Raw genomic sequence first — 14273 nt, 5'->3', positions numbered from 1 at the left:
CTGGACACAGGGAGTTCCTAGGCTTCCAACAGACTTCCTGCCCCTACGACTTGGAGTTTCCCGTGCACCCCAGACTCATCGCGCCGGGCGCACTCGCCGCCGCGTCCGTCCTGCTGGCGATCCCGGCGTCGGCCGCGAGCGTCTCCCCCGGTGCCCCGGGCATCGGCGACCCCTACTACCCGGCCTACGGCAACGGCGGCTACGACGTCTCCCACTACGACCTGCGGCTGAAGTACCAGCCGGCCACGGACGCGCTGGAGGGGACGGCGACGATCCTGGCGCGGACCACCCAGGATCTGTCGCGGTTCGACCTGGACTTCCTGCTCGACGTCGACGAGGTGCGGGTGAACGGCGCCAGGGCGGCGTTCGCGGCCTCGGGCGAGCACGAGCTGGAGATCACGCCCAGGACGCCACTGGCCCAGGGCACGGCCGTCACGGTCGTGGTGCGCTACCACGGGATTCCGTCGTCGAAGCAGGCGTACGGCTTCACCAGCTGGCACCGCACCCCGGACGGCGGGGTGGGCGCCAACGAGCCCGAGGCGGCCTGGTGGTGGTTCCCCGGCAACGACCACCCGCGCGACAAGGCCACCTTCGACGTGTCCGTGCAGGTGCCCGACGGCACCCAGGCCCTCTCCAACGGCACGCTCCAGTCGACGGTCTCCCGGCTCGGCTGGACCCGGTACTCCTGGCGCTCCGACAAGCCGCAGGCCACCTATCTGGCCACGCTGGCGGTGGGGAGGTTCGACCTCACCACCGGTACGACCGAGAGCGGCATCCCGGTCGTCAACGCCTACAGCAAGGACCTCGGCGCCCAGGCCGGCGCGGCGCGGGCGAGCATCGAGCGGACCGGGGAGATCGCCGACTGGCTGAGCGGGTACTTCGGGCCGTATCCGTTCAACGCGCTCGGCGGCTATGTTCCGAACACGACCACCGGGTACGCGCTGGAGACCCAGACCCGGCCCTACTACAGCCCGCGGCAGTTCGCGAACGGGTCGAACACCTCGGTGGTCGTGCACGAGCTGGCCCACCAGTGGTACGGCGACCTGGTGTCCGTCGCCGGCTGGAAGGACATCTGGATCAACGAGGGCTTCGCGCGGTACGCGCAGTGGCTGTGGTCCGAGCACGAGGGCGAGGGCACGGCCCAGGAACTCGCGGACTACGCGTACGCCTCCCGCCCGGCCGACGACCCGTTCTGGACGGTCAGGCCCGGGGATCCGGGACCGGAGAACCAGTTCCACATCGCCGTCTACGACCGGGGCGCGCTGGCCCTCCAGGCCCTGCGCAACGAGATCGGCGACGACGCCTTCTTCACCGTCCTGAAGGGCTGGCCGCAGCGGTACGCCCACGGCAACGCGACCGTCGCGGACTTCCGGGGGTACGCCGAGGAGGTGTCCGGGGCGTCACTGGGCACGCTGTTCGACACCTGGCTGTTCCAGCCGTCGAAGCCGACGGCGTCCGCGGCCCGCACCGTGTCCCTCGTCCCGGCCGAGGCCGCTCCCGCGCGGCCGAGGTCGTGGCAGCGGATCGCGGCGACGAACGGGGTGCACGAGCACTGAGCGGCCCCGCCGTACCTCTGTCCGCTTCCCGAACTCCCGTCTGATCCTGGGCTGCTGCGGGTATCACGGGGTGAGGGAACCAGGGAGCCGAGGGGGAGACCGTGGCAGCTGCGCAGAACGGCAACGAGGGCGTGTGGCGGGTGCTGACAGGCGTCGGGGCGTTGGGGGTCGGGATCGGCCTGATCGCCGGAGTACCGATCCTGAGCCTGCTGGGCGCGCCCCTGGCCATCGTCGGCGTGATCGGACTGACCGCCGCCCGGCGGAAGTAGCCCGGGGCGGCCGGCTAGCTCGGCCGTCCCCCGCCGGGCACCGCCTTGAGGAGGGCGTCGCGGGACAGGGCGGCGCTCTCCGTGGCCGGCACCGTGCACGCGTACGCCCCGGCCGCCGCACCGAACTCGGCGCACCGGCGCGGCGGTTCACCGCCGAGGAGGCCGTAGAGGAAGGCGGCGGCGAAGGCGTCGCCCGCGCCGTTGGAGTCCACCACCGGCGCGGGCGGCACGGCGGGCGGTATGTGGGTCAGCTCTCCGTCGGCCAGCAGGTGGGCGCCCGCCGCCCCGGCCGTGGCGACGACGATCCGGGCGCGGCCGCGTGCGGCGATCCGGCGCATGGTCGCCTCCGGATCGGGGAGGGCGGCGGCGGACAGGAAGACGACGTCCGCGGTGTGGGCGAAGGGCTCGTGGTAGGGGTTCTCGCCGTCCCAGTCGTGCAGGTCGGTGGAGAGCGTGACGCCCGTGTCCCGCAGCACCGGCAGTGCGTCGGCGCAGGGCTGGGTCAGGGACACGTGCGCGTGGCGGCTCGCGCCGGCCAGGGAGCGCAGGGTGTCCTCCGGGAAGCGGTCGCCGGGGTGGGCGCGGCTGGTGTCGTACAGGGACAGCCGGCGGCCGTCCGGGCCGACCAGGTTGACCGCGCGCTTGGTGCCGAGGGGCTGCGGGACGGCGGTGAGGGCGATGTCGTGCTTCTCGTGCAGGGCGCGGACGAGGTCGCCCTCGGGGTCGTCGCCGAGGAAGTCGAGGTGGTGGGTGCGCAGGCCGAGGGCGGTCAGGCCGAGGGCGACGAAGTCGCCGGTCTGTCCGGCGCGGCTGTGGATCCCGCTGTCGATCATGTAGCTGTCGGCGTACGGGAGCGGCAGCCCCGGTACGCGCACGATCGTGTCCACGCCCGCCCCGCCCAGTACCAGGACGTCGATGGCGTCGTCCATGCGCTACCCCTCCCCGTGGTCGTACACCGTCACCCGGACGCCCCGGCGCACCAGCCGCTCGGTGACGAGCGGTTCGATGCGGGACCACTTGCCGCCGGCCGGACCGCAGCCTATCCGGGGCATGTGCACGCAGGCGCCGAGTTCCAGGGCCCGGTCGGCGAGGTGGGCGAGGGCGGTGTCGATGGCGTCGTAGCGCACGGGGACGCCCTAGTTGCCGGTGGGGGTCCCCCGCGCGAGCGAAGCCGAGCGTGGGGGAGGACACCGCGTGACCCCGGGCCTCTGTCACGGGTGAGCGGGACGAACTCCGTGACCGTGCCGCCCTCGCGCCCCGGCCGTCACGGGTGTCACGGGTGTCACAGCACCGGTGGGACAGCGATACTGCTGCACATGACGATCGAGACCGAGGAGCCGGCCCTCACGGTCGACGAACTGGCCGCGCGGGCCGGGGTCACGGTGCGGACGGTCCGCTTCTACAGCACCAGGGGTCTGCTGCCGCCGCCGGTGATCGGTCCGCGCCGGGTGGGGCACTACGGCCCGGAGCACCTCGCGCGGCTCGCGCTGATCGAGGAGCTCCAGCGGCAGGGCATGACGCTGGCCGCGATCGAGCGCTACCTGGACCGGCTGCCGCCGGACGTGGACGCCCAGGGCCTCGCCCTGCACCGCGCGGTCGTCGCGTCCTGGGCGCCGGACACCGTGGAGACGGTGACCGGGCAGGAGCTGCGGCGGCGGGCCGGCCGGCCGCTGTCCGAGGAGGACATCGACCGGCTCGCGGCGATGGACGTCGTCGAGGCGACCGCCGACGGTTCCTACCGCGTGGACCGCGGGCTGCTCCCGCTCGGGGTGCGGCTGCTCGACGTGCCGTTGTCGCCGGAGGTGATCCTGGCGGCCCGTACGACGCTGATCGAGCACTCGCGGGCGGCGGCGCACGAGTTGTCGCTGCTGCTGCGGGAGGCGGTCGCCGAGCGGGACGCCCGGGACGTGAAGTCGCTGACCGCGCATGTGCATCCGCTGGTGGTGCAGGCCCTGCTGACGACCTTCCAGCGGTCCCTGCGGGACGAGCTGCGCCAGTGGCTCACGGATCCCCGGGCGGACGGCTGACCCCCTCACGGACGGACCGGCGGGCCAGTCGGCGGCCCCACGCCTGCCCCGGCACCTCGATCCACCGGTGGGTCAGCACGCACAGCGGCAGCAGGACGGCGAGGAAGACCGCCTCGCGCACCGGATCGTCGCGCCCCTCCCGGCCGAGGGTCGCGGCGGCCACCGCCAGCAGCACCGGGTGCAGCAGGTAGACGGAGTAGCTGATCGTGCCCAGTCCGGTCAGCGGGCGCGGGATCCGCCGCCGGCGCAGGGCCAGTCCGGCGCCGAAGGTGAGCACGGCCAGCAGGAACGCGGTGATCCAGCCGCGCCGGGTGAAATGGGGGCCGTCGCCGTACCGGTAGGCGCTCCCCACGGCACAGACCAGCACCACCGCCGCGGCGAGGGCGACGGTCCGCCAGGTGCCCCGACCGTGCTCGGCGCGGTGGACGGCGGTGCCGAGGAACATCACGGCGAGGATCACCAGCCCCTCCCAGGGCGGGACCGTGCCGTTGAACGTGACCAGGACCAGCGCCAGCAGCCCGCCCAGCACACCGCCGCACACCCGCAGCGCGGGCGGGCCGGCGCTCGCGCAGCAGACGGCGGCCGGCAGGGTGACGCCGGCGATCACGGCCAGCGGGGCGGTGCCGACCGCGCCGGAGAGCGCGGAGACGGGCAGGGTGCTCCCGGCCGCCCGGCCCACGGCGGCGAGCACGGCGAGGACCATGGCGATCGCCGCCGACCGCCGGTGCCGGCCGACCGTGAAGAGGGCGACGACGAGGAGATAGAAGGCCATCTCGTACGACAGCGTCCACAGCACGAGCAGCACACTGGGCGTCCCCAGCAGTTCCTGGAGGAGGGTGACATGGGCGAGGGCCACGGTGGCCGCGCTCTGCCCGCCGCGGTCGCCGTGGACCCGGGCGACGCCCAGCAGGTCGAGGACGAGGACGGCGGTGACGGCGGCCGCCCACAGCGGGTAGAGGCGGAAGACCCGTCCGATCCAGAAGCCGCGGACACAGCCCCGGCGTTCCAGTGAGGCCGGGATGAGGTAGCCGCTGACGAGGAAGAACACCATGATGCCGTAGCGGCTGGTGTTGACGTGCGGCATCACCTCCCGCCTGAGGTCCGGCAGGAAGGCGTACGACGAGTGGTCGAACACCACCACGAGTGCGGCGATGCCGCGCAGCGCGTCGAGCCAGCCCGACCGTGACCGTTCCCCGCCGTCCACACGCGTCTCTTTCTCCTCGAAGGCCCTTCGGCTGTTCTTGGACCGAGGCGCGAGACGCGTTACGCGGCGGGCCCCACGCAACCGAACCCCGCAAGCCCTCGGCGGGTTACGGGGTCCGGTGCGCGGCGGCGGGTCAGCGGGCGTCGGTGAAGATCTCCCCCCGCTCCGCCTTCTCGACCAGCAGCGCGGGCGGGGTGAAGCGGTCGCCATAGCGCTCGGCGAGGTCACGCGCGCGTGCCACGAATCCGGCGAGGCCGCCCTCGTAGCCGTTGATGTACTGGAGCACGCCACCGGTCCAGCCGGGGAAGCCGATGCCGAAGAGGGAGCCGATGTTGGCGTCGGCGACGGATGTCAGGACGCCCTCCTCGACGAGCCGGACGGTGTCGAGGGCCTCCGCGAAGAGCATGCGCTCCTGCATGTCCCGGAAGGGGATCTCGGCGCCCGCGCGCGTGAAGTGCTCGCGCAGCCCCGGCCAGAGGGCGCCCCGGCTGCCGTCCTCACCGTACTCGTAGAAGCCCGCTCCCCCGCTGCGGCCGGTGCGGCCGAACTCGTCGACCATGCGGTCGATGACGGCCTCGGCGGGGTGTCCGGGCCAGGTGCCGCCGGCCTCCTCGACGGCCCGCTTCGACTCGTTGCGGATCTTGCGCGGGAGGGTGAGGGTCAGCTCGTCCATCAGGGACAGCACCTTGGCGGGGTAGCCCGCCTGGGCCGCCGCCTGCTCGATCGACGCGGGCTCGATGCCCTCGCCGACCATGGCGACGCCCTCGTTGATGAAGTGGCCGATCACCCGGGAGGTGAAGAAGCCGCGGGAGTCGTTGACGACGATCGGGGTCTTCCTGATCTGCCGGACCAGGTCGAAGGCGCGGGCGAGCGCCTCGTCGCCGGTGCGCTCGCCCTTGATGATCTCGACGAGGGGCATCTTGTCGACCGGCGAGAAGAAGTGCAGGCCGATGAAGTCCTCCTGGCGCTCCACCCCCTCGGCGAGGGCGGTGATGGGGAGCGTGGAGGTGTTGGAGCAGAGCAGGGCGTCGGGGGCGACGAGGTGCTCGATCTCCTGGAAGACCTTGTGCTTGAGGGAGGTGTCCTCGAAGACGGCCTCGATGACGGCGTCGCAGCCCGCCAGGTCGGCGGGGTCGGCGGTGGGCGTGATGCGCGCGAGCAGCGCGTCCGCCTTCTCCTGTGTCGTACGGCCCCGGGCGACGGCCTTGGCGCAGAGCTTCTCGGAGTAGGCCTTGCCCTTGGCGGCGGCCTCGGCCGACACGTCCTTCAGGACGACGTCGATGCCCGCGCGGGCGCACGAGTAGGCGATGCCCGCGCCCATCATGCCGGCGCCGAGGACGGCCGCCCGGCGGACGGTGCGGGGCTCGACGCCCTGGGGACGGTTGGCGCCGGAGTTGACGGCCTGGAGGTCGAAGAAGAAGGCCTGGATCATGTTCTTCGACGTCTGGCCGGCCGCGAGTTCGACGAAGTAGCGGGCCTCGATGACCTGCGCGGTCTCGAAGTCGACCTGGGCGCCCTCGACGGCGGCGGCCAGGATGTTGCGCGGGGCCGGGTAGGGGGCGCCGTTGGTCTGCTTGCGCAGGGTGGCGGGGAAGGCGGGCAGGTTGGCGGCGAACTTGGGGTTGGCGGGGGTGCCGCCGGGGATGCGGTAGCCGGGCCGGTCCCAGGGCTGCTGGGACTCGGGGTTCGCGTCGATGAAGGCGCGGGCCTTGGCGAGGAGTTCCTCGGGGGTGGCGGCCACGTCGTCGATCAGGCCGTTCTCCAGGGCCTTCCGCGGGCCGTACTGGGTGCCCTGGAGGAGGACCTTCAGCAGGGCGTCGGCGATGCCGAGCAGCCGGACGGTGCGGACGACGCCGCCGCCTCCGGGGAGCAGGCCGAGGGTGACCTCGGGGCAGCCGATCTTCGAGCCCGGCGCGTCGAGGGCGATCCGGTGGTGGCAGGCGAGGGCGAGTTCGTAGCCGCCGCCCAGGGCGGCGCCGTTGAGGGCGGCGACGACGGGCTTGCCGAGGGTCTCGATGCGGCGGAGGTGGCGCTTGATCTCCAGGCCGCCGTCGAGCAGCTCCTGGGCCGTCTCCGGGGTGACGCGGATCAGGTCGCGCAGGTCGCCGCCGGCGAAGAAGGTCTTCTTGGCGGAGGTGAGGATGACACCGCGGACGGAGTCCTTCTCGGCCTCCAGGCGGTCGGTGACCGCGGCGAGGGAGGCGCGGAACGCCGCGTTCATGGTGTTCGCGGACTGGTTCGGGTCGTCGAGGACGAGGGTGACGAGGCCGGTGCGGTCCTGTTCCCAGCGGATGGTGGTGCTCTCGGTCATGACGGGGTCTCCGTAGAAGTCTCTGAGTGCCGCTGGGTGGTCAGACGCGCTCGACGATCGTGGCGATGCCCATGCCGCCGCCCACGCAGAGGGTGGCGAGGCCGTAGCGCTTGTCCTGGCGCTCCAGTTCGTCGACGAGCGAGCCGAGGATCATCGCGCCGGTGGCGCCGAGCGGGTGGCCGAGGGCGATGGCGCCGCCGTTGACGTTGACCTTGTCCAGGGGCAGGCCCATGTCGCGCGCGAAGCGCAGGACGACCGCCGCGAACGCCTCGTTGATCTCGACGAGGTCGATGTCGTCGATGGTCAGACCGGCCTTGGCGAGGGCCTTGCGGGTGGCGGGCGCGGGGCCGGTGAGCATGATGGTCGGCTCGGAGCCGGAGACGGCCGCGGAGACGATCCGCGCGCGCGGGGTGAGGCCGTAGCGCTCGCCGACCTCCCGGGAGCCGATCGCGACCAGGGAGGCGCCGTCGACGATGCCGGAGGAGTTGCCCGCGTGGTGGACGTGGTCGATCTTCTCCACCCAGTGGTACGTCTGGAGCGCCACCGCGTCGAAGCCGCCCAGCTCGCCGATGTCGGCGAACGAGGGCTTCAGCCTGGCGAGGGAGTCGGCGGTGGTGCCGGGGCGCAGGTGCTCGTCGTGGTCGAGGACGACCAGACCGCTGCGGTCCTTCACGGGGACGACGGAGCGGTCGAAGCGGCCCTCCTTCCAGGCCGTGGCCGCCCGCTCCTGGGACAGGGCCGCGTACTCGTCGACGTCGCGCCGGGTGAAGCCCTCGATGGTGGCGATGAGGTCGGCGCCGATGCCCTGGGGCACGAAGTTGACGTCGAGGTTGGTCATCGGGTCGTTGAACCAGGCGCCGCCGTCGGAGGCCATCGGCACGCGGGACATCGACTCCACGCCGCCCGCGAGGACCAGGTCCTCCCAGCCGGAGCGGACCTTCATGGCCGCCATGTTCACGGCCTCCAGGCCGGAGGCACAGAAGCGGTTCTCCTGGACGCCGGCGACGGTGTCCGGCAGTCCGGCGGCGATCGCGGCGATGCGCGCGATGTCGGAGCCCTGGTCGCCCACGGGTCCGACGACGCCGAGCACGATGTCGTCGATCGCGGCCGGGTCCAGGCCCGGGAAGCGGTCGCGGAGTTCGTGGATGAGGCCGACGACGAGGTCGATGGGCTTCGTGCCGTGCAGGGCGCCGTTCGCCTTGCCGCGCCCGCGCGGGGTGCGGATCGCGTCGTACACGTACGCTTCGGTGCTCACGGGAGGCCTTTCAGTGAGGGTCGGGGAGGGAGGTCTCGGGGGTGGGCCGGGCCGGGTCGAGAAGGCGGGGGACGTCCCAGTCGCGGGCCACTGCGCCGGTGTCGGCGCCGGGTCGGGCCGGGGCGCCGCGGACGGCCGTGGGGGTCGCCGAGAAGCGGGGCGCGGGTGCGGGCTGGGTGATGCCGCCGTGGTCGGTGAAGGTGCCGCGGGCGGCGAGGTGCGGGTGGTGCGGGGCCTCGCGCAGCGACAGCACGGGCGCCACGCAGGCGTCGGATCCCTCGAAGCGGGCCGTCCACTCGTCGCGGGTGAGGGCCTTGAAGCGGGCGACGACGGCCTCGCGCAGCTCTCCCCAGCGGGTCCAGTCCTTGCGGGCCGCGCGGAGGTCGTCCGGCAGGCCGAGCAGGTCGACGAACTCGTCGTAGAACTGCGGTTCCAGCGCGCCGACTGCCATGTACCGGCCGTCGGCGGTCTCGTAGGTGCCGTAGTACGGGCAGCCGCCGTCGAGGAGGTTGGCGGCGCGCCGGTCCTGCCAGCCGCCCGCGGCGAGCATGCCGTGGAGCATCGCTGAGAGGTGGGCGGTGCCGTCGACGATGGCGGCGTCGACGACCTGGCCGCTGCCCGTCGCGCGCGCGTGGTGCAGGGCGGCGAGGACTCCGACGACGAGGTAGAGCGAGCCGCCGGCGTAGTCGCCGAGCAGGTTGGCGGGGGCCGGCGGGGGTGTGTCCGGGGCGCCGATCATGCCGAGGGTGCCGGTGAGGGCGATGTAGGCGATGTCGTGGCCCGCGCGGTGGGCGAGCGGGCCGTCCTGGCCCCAGCCGGTCATCCGGCCGTAGACGAGCCGGGCGTTGCGGGCGTGGCAGGCCTCGGGGCCGACGCCGAGGCGCTCGGCGACGCCGGGCCGGTAGCCCTCGATCAGCACGTCGGCGCGGGCGGCGAGGTCCAGGACACGCGCGGGGCCGTCCGGTGCCTTGAGGTCGAGGACCACGGAGCGTTTGCCGCGGTTGGTGATGTCGAAGTCGGGGTCGATCGCGAGGGAGGAGCCGCCGGGGCGGTCCACCCGGACGACGTCGGCGCCGAGGTCGGCGAGGAGCATGGCGGCGAACGGGCCGGGCCCGATGCCGGCCAGCTCGACCACGCGCACGCCCGAGAGCGGGCCGTGCCCTGGCGTGTCTGCCGTTGTCATCCAGCCCCCTTGCTGTGACACAACCGATGTAACACCAGTGATGCTAAGAACACGTTCCACTGGAGACAAGAGGTGAACGAGCAAGCGCTTAGCCAGTCTAGGCCGGGCGCGCCCTCGCAGCACCGGGGCGCGGCCCTCGCTCAGCGCCCGTCGAGCTCCGCTATGAGCCGTTTGGGGGCGATGGTGCGGTAGCTCTCCTCCACCCAGTCGCCCAGCAGCTCGGCCGGCGGGGCGCCCTGCTCCTCGAGCGGGACGCGCACCCAGCCCGCCTTCCCCAGGCCGTATCCGGCGGGCTCGGCTCCCGGGGAGGCCAGCGCGTGGGCATGGGCCGTCTGGTCCCGGAGCTTGACCGTGACACCCAGGGGGTGGCTGCCGTCGGCGACCCCGAGGAAGACGAACACCTTCCCGTTGACCTTGACGACCGACTCGCCCCACGGGAACTCCTCGGTCGCGCCGGGCAGGCCGAGCGCGAACGCGCGTACTTTCTCCCATTTCCGCAGGGCGTTCCTGGTCACCGTCACCTGCTGCCTCCGGGCTCGTCGTCGGGCTCCGCACTCCTCACGCTAGCCTCAGCCACCGACAACGGCCCGGGTTGCGCGTACCAAGGGGTGTCATGAGCGGACAAGGGGTGTCATGAGCAAGCCAAACCGGACGGATCGTCCGTACGACATCGTGCTCTTCGGGGCGACCGGCTTCGTCGGGACACTCACCGCGGAGTACCTCGCCGCCCACGCGCCCGAGGGACTGCGCTGGGCGATCGCGGGCCGCAGCGAGGCGAAACTGGAGGCCCTGCGCGAGCGGCTCGGCGCGGACGCCGGGGTGCTGCGGGCGGACGTGTCGGACCCGGCGTCCCTGCGGGCCCTCGCCGGACAGGCACGCGTGGTCGCGACGACCGTCGGACCCTACATCCGCCACGGCGAGGACCTCGTGGCCGCCTGCGCCGACCTCGGCACCGACTACCTGGACATCACCGGCGAGCCGGAGTTCGTGGACCTGACGTACGTCCGGCACGACGCACGCGCGCGGGAGACGGGCGCGCGGCTGGTGCACGCCGTCGGCTTCGACTCCGTCCCGCACGACCTGGGCGCGTACTTCACCGTGCGGCAGCTGCCCGAGGGCGTGCCGCTGACCGTGGACGGCTTCGTGACCGCCGACGCCGCCTTCTCGGGCGGGACGTTCGCCTCGGCGCTCGGCCAGTTCGCGCGGGGCCGGCAGATGGCGGCCGCCGCCCGGGACCGGGGACGGCACGAGCCCCGCCTGATGGAACGGCGGGCGACGGCACCCGTGGGCGCGCCCCGGTTCGCCCCCGAGGTCGGCGCCTGGGCGCTGCCGCTGCCGACCATCGACCCGCAGATCGTGCGCCGCTCGGCCAAGGCCCTGGCCCGCTACGGCCCGGACTTCCGCTACCGGCACTACGCGGCCGTACGGCATCTGCCCATGGCCGTGGGCGGGATCGCGGCCGTCGGGACGCTCGCCGTCGCCGCGCAGCTGCCGCCCGCCCGGCGCTGGCTGTCGGACCGGCTCAAGCCGGGCGAGGGGCCGAGCGCCGAGAAGCGGGCGCGCAGCTGGTTCTCCGTCAGGTTCGTCGGCGAGGGCGGCGGCCGGCGGGTGTTCACGGAGGTCTCCGGCGGCGACCCCGGCTACGACGAGACGGCGAAGATGTTCGCCGAGGGGGCGCTGGCGCTGGCCTGCGACGATCTCCCGGCGACGGCCGGACAGGTCACGACGGCGGTGGCGATGGGCGACGCGCTGACCGAGCGGCTGGTCCGCGCGGGCATCCGCTTCCGGGTGGCGGCGAGCCGCTGAACGGACGCCGCGACCGGTCCTACAGGGGCCACTGCACCAGGGTGTAGATCATCCCGGCGATCCAGCCCACGCCCGCCAGGGCGGCGAGGGCCAGCGCGGCGTTCACGGCACGTTCGACGGGCCGGTTCGGGTCGGCGAGGGGCTTCGGGGCGCGGTGCGTGGTCATGGGCACAGCCTGCCGAGCGGGGCGCGGGGCACACATCCGTACGGGTACTCAGTCGACGTACTCAGAAGCCGAACGGCGACCCGTGCGCCCCGCCCGCCCCTGCCTGCCCCCGATTTGAGACTTTGCCTGCGCCTCCCCCGCTCTCCCGGGCTCAAAGTGCCAACAAGCACTTCAATGAAACGATTGAAGTGCTGGAGCGGAGGGAGGTGATCAGCATGAAGTTCGTCCTCGAAGTCGCCGTGGACGAGGGGGCGCCGGCCCAGGACACGGTGCGTGAACTGGGGCGCATCCTGCGGTACTGGGGCGGCAACCTCGGCCACTACGCCATGGAACCCGGAGACGGCTCACCGGTCTACGACTCGGAGTACCGCGAGGTGGGTCAGTGGCGGATCGTCGCCTCCTGAAGCGCCCGCCGGCACAGCGAGTCGGCCCTGCGGGTGGTCTCCGGAAGCCGGAACTCGGGGGTGAGGGCGAGCGTGTGGGCGCAGGCGCGGTCCAGGGTCACCCGGTGGCCGACGGACACGAAGACCGGCTTGACGCCCTCCCGGGTCCGCAGCGCCCGCCCGACCTCCTCGCTGCCCGCGAGGAGCGGCGAGGAGGATCCGCGCGGGACGCCGGGATCGTCGTAGGTGAAGGTGAACGGGTTCTTGGCGACGCCGATCGTGGCCAGGCCCGTGAGGACGCCGAGGTGGCTGGCGAGGCCGAAGCGGCGGGGGTGGGCCAGTCCGTAGCCGTCGCAGACCACCAGGCCCGGGTCGCCGGGCAGGGCGTCGAGGGCGGCGAGCACGGCGGGGATCTCGCGGAAGGCGAGCAGTCCGGGCACGTACGGGAAGGCGACGCGCCCGACGGCGGTGGCCTCGGCGACCACCTCCAGGCTCGCGGCGTCCAGCACGACGGCCGCCGCGGCGACGACGTCCCGCTCGTCGTCGTAGGCGACGTCGACCCCCGTCACCCGCCCCGTCCCGGGCTCCGGCCCCGGCTCGTCGAGCACCACCCGGGCCCGCAGCCCGTCCTGGACGGCGCGGGCCTCTTCCTCGGTCGCGGGCCAGCCCGCGGGAACGCTTACGGTCGTCATAGTGGGGATGAGCGTACGACTCCCGCGCGCGGGCCCGCGATCATGTTTCCGGGGCGGCCCGTCAGCTCCTGCGGTCCTCCGGAGCGCGCTGGAGCTGCCTCTTGTTCATGCCCGAGCGGCCCTCGCCGCCTCGCCGCCTCGCTTCCTCGTAGAGCTGGTCGTAGGTGGGCCCCTGGGCGCCCTTGCCCGACCTCGGTCCGCCCCGCCTGCCGGACGAGATGTCCTCCAGCGAGGTGGGGCTCGCGGGCTCAGCTCTCCAGGCGGGCCACCCGTCCCTGTTCGCCGGCGGCCCAGCAGCCCCGGCCGGGGGCGCAGTCCACGGTGTCGTACGAACCGGTGTCGACGGTGCGCCAGGTGCGGCCGGCGTCGGTGGTCAGGTCGGTGCCGGTGGGGCCGACCGCGAGGGCCGCGGTCCGGCTGTGCGGGAGCCAGGCCACGCCGGAGCGGTAGGCGGGCGGCGGGGTCCCGGCGGGGCGCCAGGTGCGGCCGCCGTCGCCGGTCGTCGCGGCGGCGTCCGGGGAGGGCTGGTCGGCGCGGTAGTCGCCGCCGACGGCGAGGCCGTGCGCGCGGCCCTGGAAGGCGAGCGCGAAGACCCCGCGCGCGGGATCGCCCGCCGGGACCGGTGCGTCATCGGCCGTCCAGGTCAGGCCGCGGTCAGCGGAGTGCAGCACCCGCGCGCGCGAGGCCCCGCCGGTGGCCAGCCACACGTCCTTCGGCCCGGAGGAGACCAGGCACTGGCCGCTCGCCGCGAAGCCCGCCTCGCCCGCCAGGGCGGCCGGCATGCCCCGGTCGGGGAGCACCGTCCAGGAGCGGCCGCCGTCGCGGGTCGACAGCATGCGGAACCTGCCGTCCACCGGGTCGCTGACGGCGAGGCCGTGGCGGTGGTCGAAGAAGGTCAGGCAGTCGTAGAAGGCGCGGGCGTCGGTGTTACGGAAGGACTCCGTCCAGGTCGCCCCGCCGTCGTCGGTGCGGTACACGCGTGAGGCCTCGCCCTCACCGATGGCCAGCACCACCGCGCGGCGCGCGTCGAACGCCTCGACGTCCCGGAACTGGAGGTCGGCGGCGCCCGGCGGGGAGACGTTCCGCCAGCTCGCCCCGCCGTCGGTGGTGCGCAGCACGGTGCCCTGGGTGCCGGCGACCCACGCGGTGTCCCGGTCGACCGCCGCGAGGCCCCGGAACCGTACGGCGGTGGTGCCGGTGTCCTTGAGCTCCCAGTGCGGCGCCGTACGGGCCTGCGCCGGTACGGCGGTGAGGCCCGCCAGCACCGCCGCGCAGGCCGCCGCGGCCGCCAGGGCCCTCTTCCGCGCCGCCCCTGTCGCCCGTACCCTGCGTCGCGTCTTCCCCAAGCGCCTCATGGCGGGGGAAGCTAAAGGTTGTCCCGTAACTGGTGGGGCGGTTGGTGCGTTGGTCTGGCATGGGTG

General features: G+C 73.6%; 14 protein-coding genes and 2 pseudogenes. 5 read left to right on the top strand and 11 right to left on the bottom strand.

What is annotated here, in order from left to right; all coding sequences use genetic code 11:
* Positions 1 to 62: 62 nt before the first annotated feature.
* Complete coding sequence (locus tag IE275_RS38165; protein WP_189717271.1) at positions 63 to 1556, top strand: M1 family metallopeptidase; 1494 nt, start codon at positions 63 to 65, stop codon at positions 1554 to 1556.
* A gap of 101 nt (positions 1557 to 1657) precedes the next feature.
* Positions 1658 to 1825 carry a hypothetical protein gene (locus tag IE275_RS38160; protein WP_189717270.1) on the top strand — a complete coding sequence of 56 codons (168 nt, stop codon included), beginning with the start codon at positions 1658 to 1660 and terminating at the stop codon, positions 1823 to 1825.
* 14 nt (positions 1826 to 1839) lie between these two features.
* Here the strand turns inward: IE275_RS38160 and IE275_RS38155 are convergent, their stop codons facing one another.
* Positions 1840 to 2754: a PfkB family carbohydrate kinase gene (locus tag IE275_RS38155; protein WP_189717269.1), complete on the bottom strand. Its 915-nt coding sequence runs from the start codon at positions 2752 to 2754 to the stop codon at positions 1840 to 1842.
* Between the two features lie 3 nt (positions 2755 to 2757).
* A pseudogene (locus IE275_RS38150) lies at positions 2758 to 2985 on the bottom strand (macro domain-containing protein); the annotation flags it as partial.
* 156 nt (positions 2986 to 3141) lie between these two features.
* On the opposite strand from IE275_RS38150, the gene IE275_RS38145 reads away from it, so the two are divergent.
* Positions 3142 to 3852 carry a MerR family transcriptional regulator gene (locus IE275_RS38145; protein WP_189717268.1) on the top strand — a complete coding sequence of 237 codons (711 nt, stop codon included), beginning with the start codon at positions 3142 to 3144 and terminating at the stop codon, positions 3850 to 3852.
* On the opposite strand, the gene IE275_RS38140 is transcribed toward IE275_RS38145, so the two are convergent.
* The 5 genes from IE275_RS38140 to IE275_RS38120 form a co-directional block, all read right to left on the bottom strand.
* Entirely contained in the window at positions 3827 to 5056 is a 1230-nt protein-coding gene (locus tag IE275_RS38140) for an acyltransferase family protein (protein ID WP_229871032.1), read from the bottom strand. The two genes, IE275_RS38145 and IE275_RS38140, sit on opposite strands and share 26 nt — an antisense overlap.
* Before the next feature lie 133 nt (positions 5057 to 5189).
* Positions 5190 to 7367 (bottom strand): 3-hydroxyacyl-CoA dehydrogenase NAD-binding domain-containing protein, encoded by a 2178-nt coding sequence (locus IE275_RS38135; protein ID WP_189717266.1) that lies wholly within the window; start codon positions 7365 to 7367, stop codon positions 5190 to 5192.
* A gap of 40 nt (positions 7368 to 7407) precedes the next feature.
* Positions 7408 to 8622, bottom strand: a complete 1215-nt coding sequence (locus IE275_RS38130) for an acetyl-CoA C-acetyltransferase (RefSeq protein ID WP_189717265.1) — start codon at positions 8620 to 8622, stop codon at positions 7408 to 7410.
* Between the two features lie 10 nt (positions 8623 to 8632).
* Positions 8633 to 9805 (bottom strand): CaiB/BaiF CoA transferase family protein, encoded by a 1173-nt coding sequence (locus IE275_RS38125; RefSeq protein WP_189717264.1) that lies wholly within the window; start codon positions 9803 to 9805, stop codon positions 8633 to 8635.
* A gap of 140 nt (positions 9806 to 9945) precedes the next feature.
* Positions 9946 to 10326: an MmcQ/YjbR family DNA-binding protein gene (locus IE275_RS38120; RefSeq protein ID WP_189717263.1), complete on the bottom strand. Its 381-nt coding sequence runs from the start codon at positions 10324 to 10326 to the stop codon at positions 9946 to 9948.
* Positions 10327 to 10438: 112 nt separating this feature from the next.
* On the opposite strand from IE275_RS38120, the gene IE275_RS38115 reads away from it, so the two are divergent.
* Complete coding sequence (locus tag IE275_RS38115) at positions 10439 to 11611, top strand: saccharopine dehydrogenase family protein (protein WP_189717262.1); 1173 nt, start codon at positions 10439 to 10441, stop codon at positions 11609 to 11611.
* Between the two features lie 19 nt (positions 11612 to 11630).
* Here the strand turns inward: IE275_RS38115 and mmpA are convergent, their stop codons facing one another.
* On the bottom strand, positions 11631 to 11777 hold the full coding sequence (gene mmpA / locus IE275_RS38110) for a morphogenic membrane protein MmpA (RefSeq protein WP_189717261.1): 147 nt from the start codon (positions 11775 to 11777) through the stop codon (positions 11631 to 11633).
* A 215-nt stretch (positions 11778 to 11992) separates the two neighbouring features.
* On the opposite strand from mmpA, the gene IE275_RS38105 reads away from it, so the two are divergent.
* Positions 11993 to 12181 carry a hypothetical protein gene (locus IE275_RS38105; RefSeq protein ID WP_189717260.1) on the top strand — a complete coding sequence of 63 codons (189 nt, stop codon included), beginning with the start codon at positions 11993 to 11995 and terminating at the stop codon, positions 12179 to 12181.
* Here the strand turns inward: IE275_RS38105 and IE275_RS38100 are convergent.
* The 3 genes and pseudogenes from IE275_RS38100 to IE275_RS38095 form a co-directional block, all read right to left on the bottom strand.
* Positions 12157 to 12852, bottom strand: coding sequence for an endonuclease V (locus tag IE275_RS38100; protein ID WP_189717259.1), 696 nt, complete (start codon positions 12850 to 12852; stop codon positions 12157 to 12159). The two genes, IE275_RS38105 and IE275_RS38100, sit on opposite strands and share 25 nt — an antisense overlap.
* Before the next feature lie 61 nt (positions 12853 to 12913).
* Positions 12914 to 13096: pseudogene (locus tag IE275_RS46305) on the bottom strand (plasmid stabilization protein); the annotation flags it as partial.
* Between the two features lie 4 nt (positions 13097 to 13100).
* Complete coding sequence (locus IE275_RS38095; RefSeq protein WP_229871031.1) at positions 13101 to 14207, bottom strand: WD40/YVTN/BNR-like repeat-containing protein; 1107 nt, start codon at positions 14205 to 14207, stop codon at positions 13101 to 13103.
* Between the last annotated feature and the right edge of the window lie 66 nt (positions 14208 to 14273).

This window comes from Streptomyces phaeofaciens (genome assembly GCF_014648915.1).
GTDB lineage: Bacteria > Actinomycetota > Actinomycetes > Streptomycetales > Streptomycetaceae > Streptomyces > Streptomyces phaeofaciens.
This window is presented reverse-complemented; position numbering and strand designations above follow the sequence as displayed.